The sequence below is a fragment of the Kribbella sp. NPDC049584 genome (assembly GCF_040675555.1).
Classification (GTDB): Bacteria; Actinomycetota; Actinomycetes; order Propionibacteriales; family Kribbellaceae; genus Kribbella.
The window spans coordinates 599,029-615,107 of sequence record NZ_JBFAPF010000001.1; the positions used below are offsets into that span (position 1 = coordinate 599,029).

The 16,079-nt window shown below is 68.4% G+C and carries 15 protein-coding genes; 9 read left to right on the forward strand and 6 right to left on the reverse strand.

The features are described 5' to 3' along the window. Positions 1 to 55: 55 nt before the first annotated feature. Both AB0J62_RS02955 and AB0J62_RS02960 read left to right on the forward strand, forming a co-directional pair. Positions 56 to 949, forward strand: a complete 894-nt coding sequence (locus AB0J62_RS02955) for an NAD(P)H-binding protein (RefSeq protein ID WP_363863710.1) — start codon at positions 56 to 58, stop codon at positions 947 to 949. Between the two features lie 54 nt (positions 950 to 1,003). Beyond that, positions 1,004 to 1,753 carry a hypothetical protein gene (locus tag AB0J62_RS02960; protein ID WP_363863713.1) on the forward strand — a complete coding sequence of 250 codons (750 nt, stop codon included), beginning with the start codon at positions 1,004 to 1,006 and terminating at the stop codon, positions 1,751 to 1,753. Here AB0J62_RS02960 and AB0J62_RS02965 read toward each other — a convergent pair. Next, a complete protein-coding gene (locus AB0J62_RS02965; RefSeq protein ID WP_363863716.1) occupies positions 1,722 to 3,074 on the reverse strand; it encodes an FAD-binding oxidoreductase in 1,353 nt (450 codons plus the stop codon). The two genes, AB0J62_RS02960 and AB0J62_RS02965, sit on opposite strands and share 32 nt — an antisense overlap. Before the next feature lie 79 nt (positions 3,075 to 3,153). Between AB0J62_RS02965 and AB0J62_RS02970 the strand changes: the two genes are divergently transcribed. Together AB0J62_RS02970 and AB0J62_RS02975 are read left to right on the forward strand one after the other, a co-directional pair. After that, positions 3,154 to 4,377, forward strand: coding sequence for a lactate racemase domain-containing protein (locus AB0J62_RS02970; protein ID WP_363863719.1), 1,224 nt, complete (start codon positions 3,154 to 3,156; stop codon positions 4,375 to 4,377). Between the two features lie 22 nt (positions 4,378 to 4,399). After that, positions 4,400 to 5,851 carry an NAD(P)/FAD-dependent oxidoreductase gene (locus tag AB0J62_RS02975; protein ID WP_363863722.1) on the forward strand — a complete coding sequence of 484 codons (1,452 nt, stop codon included), beginning with the start codon at positions 4,400 to 4,402 and terminating at the stop codon, positions 5,849 to 5,851. Positions 5,852 to 6,096: 245 nt separating this feature from the next. Here AB0J62_RS02975 and AB0J62_RS02980 read toward each other — a convergent pair whose 3' ends face one another. Next, the gene (locus AB0J62_RS02980) at positions 6,097 to 7,470 is read right to left on the reverse strand and encodes a cystathionine beta-synthase (RefSeq protein WP_363863725.1); all 1,374 of its coding nucleotides are present in this window, start codon (positions 7,468 to 7,470) and stop codon (positions 6,097 to 6,099) included. A gap of 78 nt (positions 7,471 to 7,548) precedes the next feature. On the opposite strand from AB0J62_RS02980, the gene AB0J62_RS02985 reads away from it, so the two are divergent. Together AB0J62_RS02985 and AB0J62_RS02990 are read left to right on the forward strand one after the other, a co-directional pair. Next, a complete protein-coding gene (locus AB0J62_RS02985) occupies positions 7,549 to 8,577 on the forward strand; it encodes an SGNH/GDSL hydrolase family protein (protein WP_363863728.1) in 1,029 nt (342 codons plus the stop codon). Between the two features lie 114 nt (positions 8,578 to 8,691). After that, positions 8,692 to 8,922: a DUF4287 domain-containing protein gene (locus AB0J62_RS02990; protein WP_134108161.1), complete on the forward strand. Its 231-nt coding sequence runs from the start codon at positions 8,692 to 8,694 to the stop codon at positions 8,920 to 8,922. Positions 8,923 to 9,021: 99 nt separating this feature from the next. Here the strand turns inward: AB0J62_RS02990 and AB0J62_RS02995 are convergent, their stop codons facing one another. From AB0J62_RS02995 to AB0J62_RS03010, 4 genes are all read right to left on the reverse strand, one after another. Further along, on the reverse strand, positions 9,022 to 9,861 hold the full coding sequence (locus AB0J62_RS02995; protein ID WP_363863732.1) for an LLM class F420-dependent oxidoreductase: 840 nt from the start codon (positions 9,859 to 9,861) through the stop codon (positions 9,022 to 9,024). Positions 9,862 to 9,881: 20 nt separating this feature from the next. Continuing rightward, positions 9,882 to 11,030 (reverse strand): VOC family protein, encoded by a 1,149-nt coding sequence (locus AB0J62_RS03000; RefSeq protein WP_363863735.1) that lies wholly within the window; start codon positions 11,028 to 11,030, stop codon positions 9,882 to 9,884. 109 nt (positions 11,031 to 11,139) lie between these two features. Further along, complete coding sequence (locus AB0J62_RS03005) at positions 11,140 to 11,964, reverse strand: Bax inhibitor-1/YccA family protein (protein WP_363863738.1); 825 nt, start codon at positions 11,962 to 11,964, stop codon at positions 11,140 to 11,142. A 141-nt stretch (positions 11,965 to 12,105) separates the two neighbouring features. Continuing rightward, positions 12,106 to 12,855: a DUF4118 domain-containing protein gene (locus AB0J62_RS03010; RefSeq protein WP_363863741.1), complete on the reverse strand. Its 750-nt coding sequence runs from the start codon at positions 12,853 to 12,855 to the stop codon at positions 12,106 to 12,108. Positions 12,856 to 12,929: 74 nt separating this feature from the next. Here AB0J62_RS03010 and AB0J62_RS03015 point away from each other — a divergent pair, with 74 nt between their 5' ends. From AB0J62_RS03015 to AB0J62_RS03025, 3 genes are all read left to right on the forward strand, one after another. Then, entirely contained in the window at positions 12,930 to 13,430 is a 501-nt protein-coding gene (locus tag AB0J62_RS03015) for a DinB family protein (protein WP_363863744.1), read from the forward strand. Next, complete coding sequence (locus AB0J62_RS03020; RefSeq protein WP_363863747.1) at positions 13,427 to 14,626, forward strand: bifunctional GNAT family N-acetyltransferase/class I SAM-dependent methyltransferase; 1,200 nt, start codon at positions 13,427 to 13,429, stop codon at positions 14,624 to 14,626. Before AB0J62_RS03015 ends, AB0J62_RS03020 begins: the two co-directional genes overlap by 4 nt. Before the next feature lie 127 nt (positions 14,627 to 14,753). Next, entirely contained in the window at positions 14,754 to 16,061 is a 1,308-nt protein-coding gene (locus AB0J62_RS03025) for an NAD(P)/FAD-dependent oxidoreductase (protein ID WP_363863750.1), read from the forward strand. Positions 16,062 to 16,079 lie beyond the last annotated feature (18 nt).

Consider the following 16,079-nt stretch of genomic DNA (forward strand, 5'->3'; position numbering starts at 1 on the left):
GTGGGCGGCAAGCGGCGGTGGGACGATCAGGACGAGGGGAGAGAAGGTGGGTCACATGTTGCTGATCGTTGGTGGAACAGGCGACCTGGGGGGCCGCGTCGTACGGCGGTTGATCGGGCAGGGGGCGGAGGTCCGCTGCCTGGTGCGGCCGCAGACGGATGCAGAGGAGCTCGCGCGGATCGGAGTGAAGGTGGTCAGGGGAGATCTCACCGATCCCGCGAGCCTGGCTGCGGCGTGTGCGGGTGTCGAGACTGTCGTCGCGACGGCGACGGTGATCGGGCGGCGGCTGGCCGGCGTACCCGGGCCGTCGATCCGCGCGGCCGACGAGGCGGGGATGGCCGATCTGGTCAGCGCGGCTGAGGTGGCCGATGTACGGCGGTTCGTCTATGTCTCGTTCGCCGGTCTGGACGGGGCCTTCGGTACGCCGATGGAGAACGCCAAGCTGGCGATCGAGAAGCGGCTGTCGGAGTCGCCGCTGCGGAGCGTGCGGGTGCGGCCCGACGCGTTCCAGGACATCCATCTCGGGCCGATGGGACGATTCGACGTGCGCGCCGGGAAGGTCGCGGTGATCGGGAAGGGCGACACCAGACGCCGGTGGGTGAGCACCGACGATGTGGCGGCGCTCGTCGCCGCGGTGGCGCTCGAACCCGACCCGCCCGCCGTGGTCACGTTCGGCGGTCCGGAGGCGATCAGCAAGAACGAGGCGATCGCGATCGCGGAGAGCCTGACCGCTCACAAGATCAAGACGCAGCGCATGCCGCGCCCGGTCGCCCGCCTCGCGATCCGCCTGCTCAGCCGGCGCAACGACGCGCTGGCCTCCGCCTTCGGCGCCGGCCTGCACCAGGACCTCAACGCGGCCGACTGGGACGACGAGCCCTTACGCCAAAGGGGAATCACCCCACGCTCCACCACGGAGTTCCTCCGCGAGCAGGTGAGCCGGCTCCCCTGACCGAACCACGACGTTGCGACGGAGCTGGAGTGCACCAATGAGAGGGTAGGGCCCGTGGAACGGGTGAGGCGGCGTGCCGGGTGGGTGCTGGGGCTGGGGCTGATCGGAGGCCTGGTGTGGACGGCAGTCGTCACCTTGTCGCAGCCAGGTTGGTACGACCCGACCAGGGACTGCTCGCGCAAGCTCGGCCCCGACTCGACCGGCGTTCACACCTCGTGGTTCCCGCCGACGGCGAGCTGCCTGTACGGCGACGAGTCTCGCGCCTACATGTCGACCTCGCGAACCGTCGTCCTCTCGATCGTCGCCGTACCGCTCCTGATCATCATCGTGACCGGCCTGATCCTGACCGTACGGCGGCTCACCGGCGACCCCGGCCCGCTCCGCCCGGCAGGTGACCTCGACCTCCGCAAGCGGTGGATCAAGCACCTGACTTTCGGGGCGGCGGACATCGCCATCGTCTTCGCGCCGCTGACCTTCCTCAACGCGGTCGCGATCGTGTTCGGGGCGATCCCCGGCGGCATCCTGTTCATCGTGACGTCACTCGTTGCCCTCAGCGCGATCTGCACCGCCCTCGACCGGCACCTCGGCCCGCTCCCGAGCAGCGCGCTGGACAGCCGCCGACGCGGCACGATCGCCGGTGTCACGACGTACGCCGTCGTCTTCGCCGCCACCGCCATCACCGGCGGGCTGCCGTTCTTCCGGCTCTGGTCGGTTCCGCTCGGCGGGATCGCGTACGCCGTGACCGTCGCCGTCCAATGGCGTCGCGCGACCGCTAGCGCCAACCAGGTTCAATATTCTGGTTGAGGTGGAACACGTTCTCGGGGTCGTACTCGCACTTGACCCGGGCCAGCCGGTCGTAGTTCGCCGCGCCGAATCCGGCGATCACGCGGTCCTGTCCTTCGTATCCGATGAAGTTCAGGTACACCTGCCCGGTTGACCACGGCTCCAGGTCCGCGCACACGTCCCGCACCCACCGGATCGCCTGTGCGTCGGCACACGGATCCGCCCACGCCCCGAACGGGTGCGCCACCCACTCCGCGTCCCGGTACGCCTGCGGCCAGTCCCCGGCAGACCGTCGTACGGCGCCACCCCACGGCAGGACGACCTGCTGCGAGGGTGACGGCGTGATCATCTCCCGAGCACGATCACAGAACGCGAGTACGGCGGGATCCGGGAAGGCCCACAGGTGCTCCGCGGAGCAGTAGTTCCGGAACCCGGCCGGACTGTCCAGGGCGGTCTGCAGGTCGGCGTACGGCAGTCCCGCGATGAACTGGCCCTCCGGCGCCAAGGCGTACATCGGTGCGAACGCCTCGCGTGCCTCGTCCACCCCACCGGCGTACACCGCGAGTGCGAGCACAGCGGGCTGTCCCCGCAGGCCCTCCGGCACATACGGAGCCCGAGGCGCGGTCAGGAACACCACCCCGCCGCCAAGCTCTTCCGGCGCATCCTGCAGGAGATCGCGGTACGCACGCAGTACCGAAGGCCCGGCCGCCATCGGCCAGATCAGCAACGCCAGCGTCGTCGTCACCACCTGCGTGAGCCGGAACGTCAGCGCGGTCGCCACCCCGAAGTTTCCGCCGCCGCCGTGCAGCGCCCAGAACAGCTCGGTGTTCTTGGTCTCGTCCGCGATCAGCAACCGCCCGTCCGCGGTGACGAGCTCGACCGAGACCAACGCGTCCGACGACAACCCGAGCTTCCGTTCAAGCCACCCTGAGCCGCCGCCGAGCGTCACCCCGGCGACCCCGGCCGACGGCACGCGCGCACCGGTCGTCAGCAGGCAGTACCGCTGTCCGGCGCGGTCCAGATCCCGCCAGGTCGCGCCGCCGCCGACCCGCGCGAGCCGCGAGAACGGATCGATCTGCACGCTGTTCATCCGCCGCAGATCCAGGACCAGACCGCTGTCCGAGACTCCGGCTCCGGTCACTGCATGACCACCGGCGCGGACGGCCAGTTCGAGCTCGTTCTCGACGCCGTACCGCACCGCCGCCTGCACGTCCGCGACCGACTCGCACCGCGCAATCATCGCCGGCTTCCGGTCGACCATCGCGTTGAACACCGTGCGGGCCGCGTCGTACTCCGTGTCCCCGGCCTGCAACAGAACGCCACCGAACCCCGTTGGTCTCATCCCCATTCCCCCACTCCCCCCGTGATCGTGCGCCGAGACCTTTGCCCCGGTCAACATCGGAGATGGGTAGGGTCGGAGGGTGACCAATGCGGCGGTGATCGGTGGTGCGGGCCAGGTCCTGACCGAGGACGAGGTGACGGCGTTCGTCGGCGGGGCGCTGGCCGGAGCGGGGCTGGAGGGGCGCAGCGTCTGCGTGATCGTCCCCGACGCGACCCGGAGTTGCCCGCTACCGCTGCTGCTCAGGGCCGTCACGGAGGCCTTGAAGGACAGCCAGGTCACGATCTTGGTTGCCCTGGGCACCCATGCGGAGATGACCCCGGAGCAGCTGCGCGAACACCTCGGCGGTGACTACCCGAACGTGATCAACCACGAGTGGTGGAAGCCGGACACGTTCGTGGACCTCGGCACGATCAGCTCCGACCGGGTCGGCGAGATCTCCGACGAGATGCTCCGCGACGAGGTGCCGGTCCGGCTGAACCGCGCCGTCGTCGAGCACGACGTCGCGCTGGTCGTCGGCCCGGTGTTCCCGCACGAGGTGGTCGGCTTCTCCGGCGGCAACAAGTACTTCTTCCCGGGCGTTGCCGGCCAGGAGGTGATCGACTTCTCGCACTGGCTCGGCGCCCTCATCACCAGCGCGCACATCATCGGTACGCCGGGCATCACGCCCGTCCGCGCCCTGATCAACGAGGCCGCGGCGCTGATCCCGGCCGAGAAGCTCGCGCTGTCCGTGGTCGCGCAGTCGGGGACGGACGCCCTGCACGCGGTCGCCTTCGGCGACACCCAGTCCTCCTGGCAGGCGGCCGCCGAGATCTCCGCGCAGACCCACGTCCGCTACCTCGACCATCCGGTTCAGCGGATCGTGTCGGTGATGCCACCGAAGTACGCCGATATCTGGACCGCGGCCAAGGGCTTCTACAAGGTCGAGCCGATCGTCGCGGACGGCGGCGAGGTCATCCTCTACGCGCCGCATGTGACCAAGCTGGCGGCGATGCACCCGGAGATCGAGCAGATCGGGTACCACTGCCGCGACTACTTCCTCGGCCAGTGGGACCACTTCCGCGACCTGCACTGGGGCGTCCTCGCGCACTCCACCCACCTCCGCGGCGCGGGCACCTGGGATCCGGTCAGCGGCGAGCACCTCCGCGTCCAGGTCACGCTCGCGACAGGCATCCCGGAGGACGTCGTACTCGCGGCCAACCTCGCTTACCTGGACCCCGCCGAGTTCGATCTCGCCGCGTACGAGGCCGACCCGGACACGTTCGTCGTACCGAATGCCGGAGAGACCCTCTACCGGCTTCAGTGACCCGCCGGTAACCTCAGGCGGTATGGCTGAGGTCGTCATCATCGGGTCCGGGTTCGCCGGGCTGTGCATGGGAATCAAGCTGCAGCAGGCCGGGTGTGAGGACTTCGTCATCCTCGAGAAGGCGGACGACCTCGGCGGCACCTGGCGGGACAACACGTATCCGGGCTGCGCCTGCGACATCCCGTCGTACCTGTACTCGTTCTCGTTCGAGCAGAACCCGCGCTGGACGCGGATGTTCGCGCCCTGGGACGAGATCCTCGCCTACCTGCGGTACTGCGCGGACAAGTACGGCATCGCCGGCAAGATCCGGTACGGCGCGGAGGTCACCGAAGCCGTCTTCGACGAGGCGACCGGTCACTGGACCGTCACGGTGAACGGCGACGAGACCATCGAGACCCAGGCGCTGGTCGCCGGTGTCGGCAGCCTGCACGAGCCGAAGCTGCCGGACATCCCCGGCCTCGACTCCTTCGGGGGTACGACGTTCCACTCAGCACTTTGGGATCACTCGGCAGACCTGCGTGGGCGCAACGTCGCGGTGATCGGGACCGGTGCGTCGGCGATCCAGTTCGTACCGCAGCTCGCCGGCGAGGTCGCGCAACTGGACCTGTACCAGCGGACGCCGCCGTGGATCACGCCGAAGCCGGACCGTGCCATCGGCCGCTGGGAACGCAAGCTGCACGAGCGCTTCCCCGCCGGGCAGCGGACGATCCGCAACGCCATCTACTGGGGTCTCGAAGGCCGCGGCGCCGGGTTCGCCGGCAACCCGAAGTTGATGAAAGGCCTTGAAATACAGGCGAAACGGCACCTGCGCAAGCAGGTCACCGATCCCGAACTACGCGCCAAGCTGACGCCGGACTACCAGATCGGCTGCAAGCGCGTCCTGATCTCGAACGACTACTACCCCGCGCTGACCCGGCCGAACGTCGACGTCGTCACCACGCCGATCGCGCGGATCACCCCGACCGGCGTGGTCACCGCGGACGGGACCGAGCGGGCCTGCGACGCGATCGTGCACGGCACCGGGTTCGCGGTCTCGGCCAACCTGACCCGGATGCCGATCCTCGGCAAGGACGGCGTCGACCTGGCCGACCACTGGAAACGCAACGGCATCGGCGCGCACCTCGGCATCACGGTCGCCGGGTACCCGAACCTGTTCCTGCTGGTCGGCCCGAACACGCTCCTCGGGCATTCCTCGATGATCTTCATGATCGAGGCCCAGGTCCGGTACGTGATGCAGGCCCTGCACCTCCTGCGCCGGCGCAACGCGACGTACGTCGAGGTCCGCGAGGAGGCGCAGGAACAGTTCGTCGCCGGGGTTCAGGGCGAGCTCGGCGACACCGTGTGGAACGCCGGCTGCACCAGCTGGTACCTGGACGCGTCCGGGCGGAACTCGACCATCTGGCCGGAGTGGACGATGTCGTACTGGCGCCGCACCCGGCGACTCGATCCGAGCGACTTCGCCGTCGTCCATTAGGGCGGCGTCCATCAGGGGCGCGTCCCTTAGGTGATGGCCCGGACTCCTCAAGTAGGAGTCCGGGGGTCACGACGTACGACCTTGGGATGAAGGAAAGACCGATCCGGAGGCCGATGTTTCCGGCGTCAGGCTGAAGGACTCTTGAGACATGGAAATCCTTCAGATCGCAGGAGCGGCGGTGATCGTGATCGGCATCGTGATCACGGCACTGATCGCCATCATCCCGTCAGTCGTCGACCGCTGACTCAATCGGCGGACAGGTGGACCAGCAGGTCCTGCCGGGTCAGCACGCCCACCGGCTTGCCGTCGTCCAGGACCATCAGGGCGTCCCGATCCTCGAGCAGCTCGACCGCCTTGGTCACCGGCTCGCCGGCGCCCAGGGAGGGCAGCGCCGGATCCATGTGCACCTCGACCATGTCGGCCAGCCGCGCCTTGCCGGAGTACAACGCGTCCATCAGCGTCCGCTCCGACACCGCGCCGGCCACCTCGGCCGCCATCACCGGCGGCTCGGCGCGGACGACAGGCATCTGCGAGACGCCGTACTCGCGCAGGATCGCGACCGCCTCGGCGATCGTCTCGTGCGGGTGGGTGTGCACGAGCGGCGGCAGACTGCCATCCTTGCCGGCCAGCACGTCACCGAGCGTCTTGCCCTGACGAGCCTGCGCCAGGAAGCCGTACTGCGCCAGCCAGTCGTCGTTGAACACCTTGGTGAGGTAACCGCGACCACCGTCGGGCAGCAGTACGACGATGACGGCGTCGGGGTCGTCGAGCTCGTGCGCGAGCCGGATCGCGGCCGCGGCGGCCATGCCCGCGGAGCCGCCGACCAGCATGGCCTCTTCGCGAGCGAGCCGCCGGGTCAGCGCGAACGAGTCCGCATCCGAGACCTCGATGATGCGGTCGCAGATGTCACGGTCGTAGGTCTCCGGCCAGAAGTCCTCGCCGACGCCCTCGACCAGGTACGGCCGGCCGGTGCCGCCGGAGTACACCGAGCCCTCCGGGTCGGCGCCGACGATCTGGACACGGCCTCCGGAGACCTCCTTGAGGTACCTGCCGGTGCCGGTGATCGTGCCGCCGGTGCCGACTCCCGCGACGAAGTGGGTGATCTTGCCCTCGGTCTGCTCCCACAGCTCGGGACCGGTGGTCTCGTAGTGCGAGCGCGGGTTGTTCTGGTTCGCGTACTGGTTCGGCTTCCAGGCGCCCTCGATCTCGCGAACGAGACGGTCGGAGACGTTGTAGTACGAATCGGGGTGCTCGGGCGCGACCGCGGTCGGGCAGACCACGACCTCGGCGCCGTACGCCTTGAGCACGTTGCGCTTGTCCTCGCTGACCTTGTCCGGGCAGACGAAGACGCACTTGTAGCCCTTCTGCTGGGCAACCATCGCCAGGCCCACCCCGGTGTTGCCGGAGGTCGGCTCGACGATCGTGCCACCGGGCTTCAGCTCGCCGGAGGCCTCCGCGGCCTCGATCATCCGGACCGCGATCCGGTCCTTCACCGAGCCGCCGGGGTTGAAGTACTCGACCTTGGCGAGCACGAGCGGCCTCGCGCCGTCTGTTGTCTTCGACAACCGCACCAGCGGGGTGTTGCCGATCAGGTCCAGGAGTGATTCTGCGTAGCGCACGATCTTTACTCTAGTGATATCGACGCCGTTGCCCTATTTTCACTTGCATCGACGTAACTGCGTGTAATCCTTGTCCTTATGAGTAGAGCCAGGGCAGCCAAGAAGCTGGCCCAGGCCGCAGCCTTCGGGGGCGGGGGACTCGGACTCATCGGTGCCACGTTCTACGGCGTACTGACCGCTGAGGCCGAGTACGCGAAGCGCGTGATCGGACCGACGAGGTACTACCCCACTCCGGGCGACGGTCTGTACGGCCGGTATCCAGGACATCCGATCACCTTCGCCATGATCGGCGACTCGAGCGCGGCCGGCTACGGCACCGAGTCGCCCGAGGAGACTCCCGGGGTGCTGCTCGCCTCCGGTCTGGCCGAACTGGCCAAACGCCCGGTGCGGCTGGTCGACGTGTCGAAGACCGGTGCCAAGTCCAGCGATCTGGCCGGCCAGGTCGACGCCGCGCTGCAGGCCGGGCCGCATATCGCGGTCATCCTGATCGGCGTCAACGACGTGAAGGCCAAGATGCCGCCGTCGACCTCGGTCCGGTTGCTGTCCACCGCCGTACGCCGCCTGCGCGCCGCGAACTGTGAGGTGGTGGTGGGGACCTGCCCCGACCTGGGTGTGGTCCGGACGATCATGCCGCCACTGCGGCAGGTCGCCCGGTCCTGGAGCCACCGGCTGGCCGCCGCTCAGACCATCGCAGTGGTCGAAGCAGGCGGCCGGTCCGTGTCACTGGGCTCGCTGCTCGGCGAGGTGTTCCGGACCAACCCGTCGATGTGGGGCCGCGACAACTTCCACCCGTCCGCCACCGGGTACGCCGCCGCGTCGGCCGCGTTGCTGCCGTCGGTGGCGGCTGCGATGGGAGTCGGACCCGAGTCGTTCGTCCACCCCGAGCCGTTCCGCGGAGAGGCGATCCTGCCGATCGCGGAAGCCGCCGTACAGGCCGTGCGGAAGGCGGGCACCGAGGTGGCTGCCACCGAGGTCGCCGGCCGGGAACGCGGTCCGCGCGGTCGCTGGGCGGCGCTGCGGCATCGCCGCCGGCACCCGAAGGCCGACGTCGACCGAGTGGACGAGCAAGCAGACGAACAAGCCGAGACAGTGCCTGTCGGCCAATAGTTGTTGGGTTGTGCGTCCGCTGAGCGACACCTTTCATGTCGAGAGTCTTGCCTCCGGGCGGCCGAGTGGTGCACAGTCGATAACTACGCGGTACCCCGATGACGGGAGGCGAAGATGGGCTTGAACCACTCCGAGGAGACACACCAGCGTTTGGTGGAGGCCGTGCCCAGGTGCACCGGACGCCAGATGACCGAGTGGTTCCAGCTGATGAACGACGGACCGTCGTTCCTGCGCTTCGACGACAGAGTGCGATGGCTCTCCAGCGAGTACGAACTCGCGCACGGGCACGCGACCGCCATCGTCCACGAGTTCGACCTGGTCAAAGCGCACCGGCGAATGGGCTGAGCCGCAAAGGAGACAACGAGAAGACCTGCCCTTTCAGGTGGAGGGGCAGGTCTTTCACGTTCCCTGGCTTGTTTCCGCGGCCTGCTGCAGCGGCTTGTTTCAGCGCAGTGGTTCGAGGGCCTTCGCGAGCGGCTCGAGGACGGCCGGGGTGTGCGGCGGCGGCAGGTACACGATCGCGAGGTCGAGGCCGACCTCGCCGAGAGCCGCCGCCTGCTCGGCGACCTTCGCGTAGTCGCCGTCAGGCCCCAGCCGGACGTGTGACGACAGCGTGATCTCGGTCGGAACCCGGCCGACGTCCTCGCAGTGGGCGTACAGCACGTCGCGCTTGCGGGCGAACTCCTCGGGCGTCCCGCCGACGAAATTCCAGTGCTGGGCGTACTTCGCCGTCGTCCGGAGCGTCCGCTTCTCGCCGCTGCCGCCGATACAGATCGGCGGATGCGGCTTCTGCACGCCCTTCGGCTCGCAGCGGGCCTCCGTCAACTCGTAGTGCTCGCCCCGGAACGTCGTGGTCTCCTGCGTCAGCAGACCGACGAGCACCTCGCAGGCCTCCTCGAACCGGTCGCTGCGCTCCTTCAGCGAGCCGAGCCGCATGCCGTACGCACCCGACTCCTCTTCGTTCCAGCCTGCGCCGATGCCGATCTCCAGGCGGCCGCCGGAGACGATGTCGAGGGTGGCCGCCATGTTCGCGAGCAGCGCGGGGTGCCGGTAGTGGATGCCGCTCACCAGCGTGCCGATCCGGAGCCGCTTGGTCGCCTGCGCGAGCGCGGTCAGCGTCACCCAGCCTTCCAGGCACGGGCCACTCGAGTCGGAGAAGATCGGATAGAAGTGATCGAAGGTCCAGCCGGACTCGAACAGTTCGATGTCGTCGGCGGCCTGCCAGACGGCGAGCATGTCGGCCCATTCGGTGTTCTGGGGCGAGGTCTTGATCGCGAATCGCATGATCCCGATCGTATGCCTGCCTAATGAACCGCGAGGATGTCGATCTCGTTGCCCTCCGGGTCGCTGAGGAGACAGTGCTGATCGCTCCGGTCGAGGACTCGCCCGCCTGCGGACAGAGCTGTCGCGATCCGGCCCTGCGCCTGGTCCTGCGGTACGACGAGCTCGAAGTGGATGCGATTGCGCTGCTTCGTCCGCTGGTCGTTCTTGTCCAACTGCTGGAAGAACAGAACCGGATTCAACCGGCGAGGATCGTAGATGTCGGACACCTGCTCCCGCGGATCCGGCTGATAGCCGAGCAGCGTGCGCCAGAACGTGCTCAGTACGTCGGCGTCGACCGCATCGATGCCGAACTGGACGAAGCGCAGCGGCCGCGGGTCCGGTGCGAGTCCCAGCTCATGTGCTGCGTCCTGGATGCGCCGGGCCAGCTCGATGAAGGCCGCGCCCCCTTTCGGCGCGTCGTCCTCCCACTGGTCTTTGCTGCCGTCGATCATCACGCCTGCCGGTCGCAGGTCGATCTCCAGCGGAGTGCTTACGTCGTCGGCCAGCTTCGCGACGGCGGAGGCCAGCCGGCTCGCCTGAGTTGACGATGTCGTCGGGTAGAAGACCATCGCGGCGAAGTTGGCCCACCAGTCAGCGGCCTCCGGCGACAGTTGGTCACCTGGGACGACATCGACCTCGTTGCCGTCGGGATCCGCGAGTGCGACGCCCCACGCGCCGTACGGCTCCTGCCCGGTTGTGGCCCGGACCGCGTCCACTGCGTCGGACGGCCGTACGACGTCGACGTGGATGCGGTTGCGGAGTGGCCGGGGCTCGGTGAGCGGGTGGACGGAGACCGCTGGGTCGCGGCGGAGCGGATCCTGGAGGTCGTCGGACGTGGCCTCGTAGCCGAGCGCCGTACGCCAGAAGGTCGTCACAGCGGGCGGGTCGGATGCCTCGAAGGCCAGGCGGACCTCCTGCAGCACGCTCGGATCCGCGGTCAGGCCGAGGTCGTGCGCTGCTTTCGAGATCTCAGCGGCGGACTCTTCATCGCGGGTGCGCAGCCGTATCCCGTTCGCGCGGAGGTCGACGTCGGTAGCTGCGGTGCGCTCGACCAGTGCCGCGCCGGCGGCGTGCGAGGGAGCGTCGTACCACGTGGTCAGGGTGCCGTCGATGAGCCGCCATTCGGTCATGGGCCCACAGTAGGACCCGAACCGGACGGACTGCGTCCGGAATGCCAGAAGGGCCGGTCCACCTGAACCGGCCCTTCCGAAGTCACTGCGGGTGTCGCGCCGCGGCGGTTCAGTCGCCGCCGCGGAGGATCGCGAGGATGCGCAGGATGTTCCAGTACAGCCAGACCAGGGTGACGGTCAGGCCGAACGCGGCGCGCCAGGCCTCGTTCTGCGGGGCGCCCTGGCGGACGCCTTGCTCGATCATGTCGAAGTCGAGGATCAGGTTGAAGACCGCCAGACCCGCACCGATCGCGGCGAAGATCAGGCCCATCGCGCCGAAGCCGCCGATCCCGGTCTGCACACCGAACAGGCTCAGCAGCAGGTTGATGACCACCACGCCGGCGAAGCCCATCGTGCCGATGATCACCATTCTGGTGAACTTCGGCGTCACCTTGATCGCGAAGTACTTGTACGTCGCCAGCGTCAGGCCGGCCGTCACCATCGTGGCCAGCACGGCCTGCACGATGATGCCGGGGTCACCGACCCAGTTGGCGATGAACTTGGAGCCGATTCCGAGGAACACGCCCTCGGCCGCGGCGTACACCATCACCAGCGCCGGGTTCACCCTGCGGGCGAACGACAGCACCAGCCCGATCGCGAGCGCCGCCAGCATGCCGGCGAAGAACACCGGGGTGACGATGGTGTCCGGGATCGTCTTCCAGGCGATCGCCGCCACGACGGTGACGACACCCAGGGTGGCGGCGGTGCGGACGATCACGTCGTCCATCGTCATGGGGCGGCTCGCGGCCGGAGCACCTTGGTACTGCGGCGGCATACCCGAGCCGCCGTAGCCCTGGGGCCCGGGCTGACCGTACGGAGCGGCGCCCGGATAGGCCTGGCCGTGGCCAGGCGCAAATGCACTCGACCGGTTCAGGACCGGGTTACTGCTCTGCATCATTTCCTCCTGATGGCCCACTTCCGGGGCCGTATCGAGATACTACGGCCCCATCCTGAACAACATCTGAGAATCGGGCTGCCGAAAGCCCTGTATTTGCAGGCTGTTGCACAACTCAATCAGTTGTCGATACACCTGCCGTCAGACGTGCGGGTGGAGGGCTTCCTGGCTGGAGAGGGCGGCGCCGACCTGGTCGGCCAGGGCCACGGCCACCAGGCGCTGTTCGAGGTCGGGGCGGGCGATGCGGCTGGCGGCGGTGAGGAGGAAGCGGCCGCGGGTCTCGCCGGCGTGCTGGACGGTCAGCTCGATCTCGGCGTTGGTCGGCAGGCCGTCGCGTTCGACCTTCAGGACGTGGGATCCGCGGGTGACCGAGCCGTCCGCGTTCAGCCGCGGGCCGGTGGTCTGCTTGCTGCCGGCAACGAACTTGGCGCCGTCGATCCCCAGCAGTGCGGTCAGTTCGGTGCGCACCTGGTCGATCAGGTCGTCGGTGGACCCGCCGGCGGCGACCGCCTGCGAGGTGGTGATCACGCCGTCCAGGTAGCCGCGCCGGCGGGACGCGTTGGCTTGTTGCCTTCGGCCCCAGATCGCGATCTGGGTGACCGCGATCCCGATCACCAGCAGCAGCACGGCCTGCTCGACGTCGTTGCTGCTGTCGATCGTGAAGCTGTTGTACGGAACGGTCAGGAAGAAGTCGAACCACACCGCGCTCGACACAGCGGCGAGCACCCCGGCCAGCCGGATGCCGAACACCGCGACGGCGACGATCACGACGACCAGCAGCAACGCCGCGTTCGCGTTGTCGAAATGCTCGCGGAACGGGGTCAGCAACGCGCAAACCGCCGGGGGCGCGAGCAGCGAGGCCGTCAGGACCGGCGTGCGGTAACTCTCCACACCCCTATTCACGCGCACTACACCTGTCCCGATCAACCCTTCTCGCGGAACTCTCTCGCGCCTACCGTTGGCGGATGCCCGAGATCACTCGCACCCGGCCACCTGAGGACGCCGACGAACGCAGTACGCTCACCGGCCTGCTCGACTTCCTCCGCTCGACGGTCGAACTCAAGCTCAGCGGTCTGACCGAGGGTCAAGCGTTCGCCCGGCCCGTCGATCCATCCGTGCTGACGCCGGCCGGCATCGTCAAACACCTCACCGCGGTCGAACGTTTCTGGTTCTCCATCGACTTCGCCGGCCTGGACCTCGAATGGCCGTGGTCCGAGGACGACCCACACGGCTGCTTCCCGATCGCACCCGACGACACCGTCGAAGGCATCCTGACGGCGTACCGGACCGAATGCGCCCGCTCCCGCGAGATCACCGCCGCCGCGTCCTTCGACGACCGGGCCCGCTCGGAGGGTATGACGTTCAACCTCCGGTACGCCGTGGCCCACATCATCGAGGAAACCGCCCGCCACCTCGGCCAACTGGACCTCCTCCGCGAAGCAACCGACGGCGAGGTCGGCGAGTGACCACCCCGCCGTACCGCATCCGTCCGGCGGACCCCGGCGACGTCGCGTTCCTCGCCGACGTCAGCCTCACCGCAACTCGCGCTCAGGGCCGGTTGCCCGCGGACTTCGACGAGGCCGACTGGCGCGGCGGCTTCGAGGAGTGGAGCCTCGAGTCGATCGACGACCCGACAACCGACCTCAACGTCATCGAACTCGACGGCCGGCCCATCGGCCGCCTGCGCGTCAGCCGTACGCCGGAATCCGTCGAGCTGAACGGCATCCAGCTCCACCCCGACGCCCAGAACCGCGGAATCGGCACAGCGATCATCACCGAACTGCAGTCCGAGGCCGCAGCCCGCGGCGTACCGCTCGAACTGCACGTCGAACGCGACAACCTCGACGCCCGCCGCCTCTACGACCGCCTCGGCTTCACCAAGACCGCCGAAGACGGCGCCGAGGATGTCATGCAGTGGACCAAAGGTTCACAGCTCTGGAACGCCGAGGTCGCTCGGCGGTACGACACGCCCGGCACCGGGATGTTCGTACCCGACATCCTCGGGCCCACTGTGGACCGCTTGGCCGAGCTCGCGGACGGTGGGCGGGCACTCGAGTTCGCGATCGGCACCGGGCGAGTCGCCGTACCGCTGTCGGAGCGGGGCGTGCAGGTGAGCGGGATCGAGCTGTCCACCGCCATGATCGTGGAACTCCGCACGAAGGTCGACGAGGCTGCGATTCCGGTGGTTCTGGGTGACATGTCCATCGTCCGCGCGACCGGTGAGTTCAGCCTCGTGTACTTGGTGTTCAACACGATCTCGAACCTGCTCACCCAGGAAGAGCAGGTCGCGTGCTTCCGCAACGCCGCCCGGCACCTCACGCCCGGCGGCTGCTTCGTCATCGAGCTCTGGGTCCCCGAACTCCGTCGACTTCCACCCGGTACGCCGGCCACAGTCGGCATTGCGGAGCCCGGCTACATCCTGCTGGACACGTACGACGTACTGAACCAGCACGTCGTCTCGCACCACTTCCACTTCGGCGAAGGGTCCCAAGCAGAGCTCGGCCGGACCCCGCACCGCTACATCTGGCCGTCCGAACTCGACCTGATGGCCCAACTCGCCGGCTTCACGCTGGAATCCCGCCACGCCGACTGGACCGGCACGCCGTTCACCGCCGACTCCCCTTCCCATATCTCCGTATACCGCCTCACCATGAGGGGATGAGAGGTCCCTCGGGTGGGGGATGTTCGGTGGGTGAGATCACTCGCGGGAGGGTTTGTGAAATGTTTCACGAGCGCTTAGGGTTGAAGTGAACATGAAGTCGGAGAACCACTCAGGAGGAGTGAACCGCATGACAGCCCAGGTACCGCACATCCTCGTCGTCGGAGGCGGTTACGTCGGGATGTACACCGCGTACGGCCTGCGTCGCGCCGCCCGCAAGGGCCGGATCCGCGTGACGGTGGTCGACCCGCGGTCGGTGATGACCTACCAGCCGTTCCTGCCCGAGGCGGCGGCCGGCTCGGTGGAGCCGCGGCACGTCGTCGTACCGCTGCGCAAGACCCTCAAGGGCTGCCGGGTGGTGACCGGCCGCGTGACCGGTATCGACCACGCGCACAAGGTCGCCAAGGTGATGCCCGAGGAGGGCCCGGAGTACGAGCTCGCCTACGACCAGATCGTGGTCGCGCTCGGCTCGATCGCCCGGACCCTGCCGATCCCCGGCCTGGCCGACGAGGCCACCGGGTTCAAGAACGTCGAGGAAGCGATCGCGCTGCGCAACAAGGTCCTCGACCGGCTCGACGTCGCGTCGTCCCAGCCCGACCCGGTGCTGCGCAAGTCCGCGCTGACGTTCGTCTTCATCGGCGGTGGGTACGCCGGTGTGGAGGCGTTCGCGGAGCTCGAGGACATGGCCCGCTACGCCACCCGCTACTACGACAACATCGAGCCCGAGGACATGCGCTGGGTCCTGGTCGAGGCCACCGGGCGGATCCTGCCCGAGGTCGGTGAGGACCTCGGCCGGTACACGGTGGACCAGCTCCGCAAGCGCAACATGGACATCAAGCTGGAGACCCGGCTGGAGTCCTGCGAGAAGGGCCACGTGATCCTCAGCGACGGCGAGGAGTTCGACGCGGACACGATCGTCTGGACCGCCGGCGTGAAGGCGAACCCGGCGCTGGCCGCGACCGACTTCCCGCTGGACGAGAAGGGCCGGATCAAGACGCTGGCGAACCTGCGGATCGAAGGCGTCGACGACGCCTGGACCGCCGGCGACAACGCCGCCGTACCGGACCTGACCAGCGACACCGGTGCGTACTGCGCCCCGAACGCGCAGCACGCCGTCCGCCAGGCGCACCAGCTCGCCGCGAACATCCTCCGGGTGATCGACGGGCAGCCGCCGCAGGACTACCGGCACAAGTACGTCGGCTCGGTCGCGAGCCTCGGCCTGCACAAGGGCGTCGCCCAGCTGTACGGCGTGAAGGTGAAGGGCTGGCTGGCCTGGTTCCTGCACCGGACGTACCACGTGTCCCGCGTCCCCACCCTGAACCGGAAGGCCCGCGTCATCCTCGACTGGACGCTGGCTCTGTTCTTCCGCCGCGAGGTCACCAGCCTCGGCAGCCTGCAGACCCCGCACGACGAGTTCCGCAGGGCGACCCAGTCGTAACCACCTGATCGGCCGGCC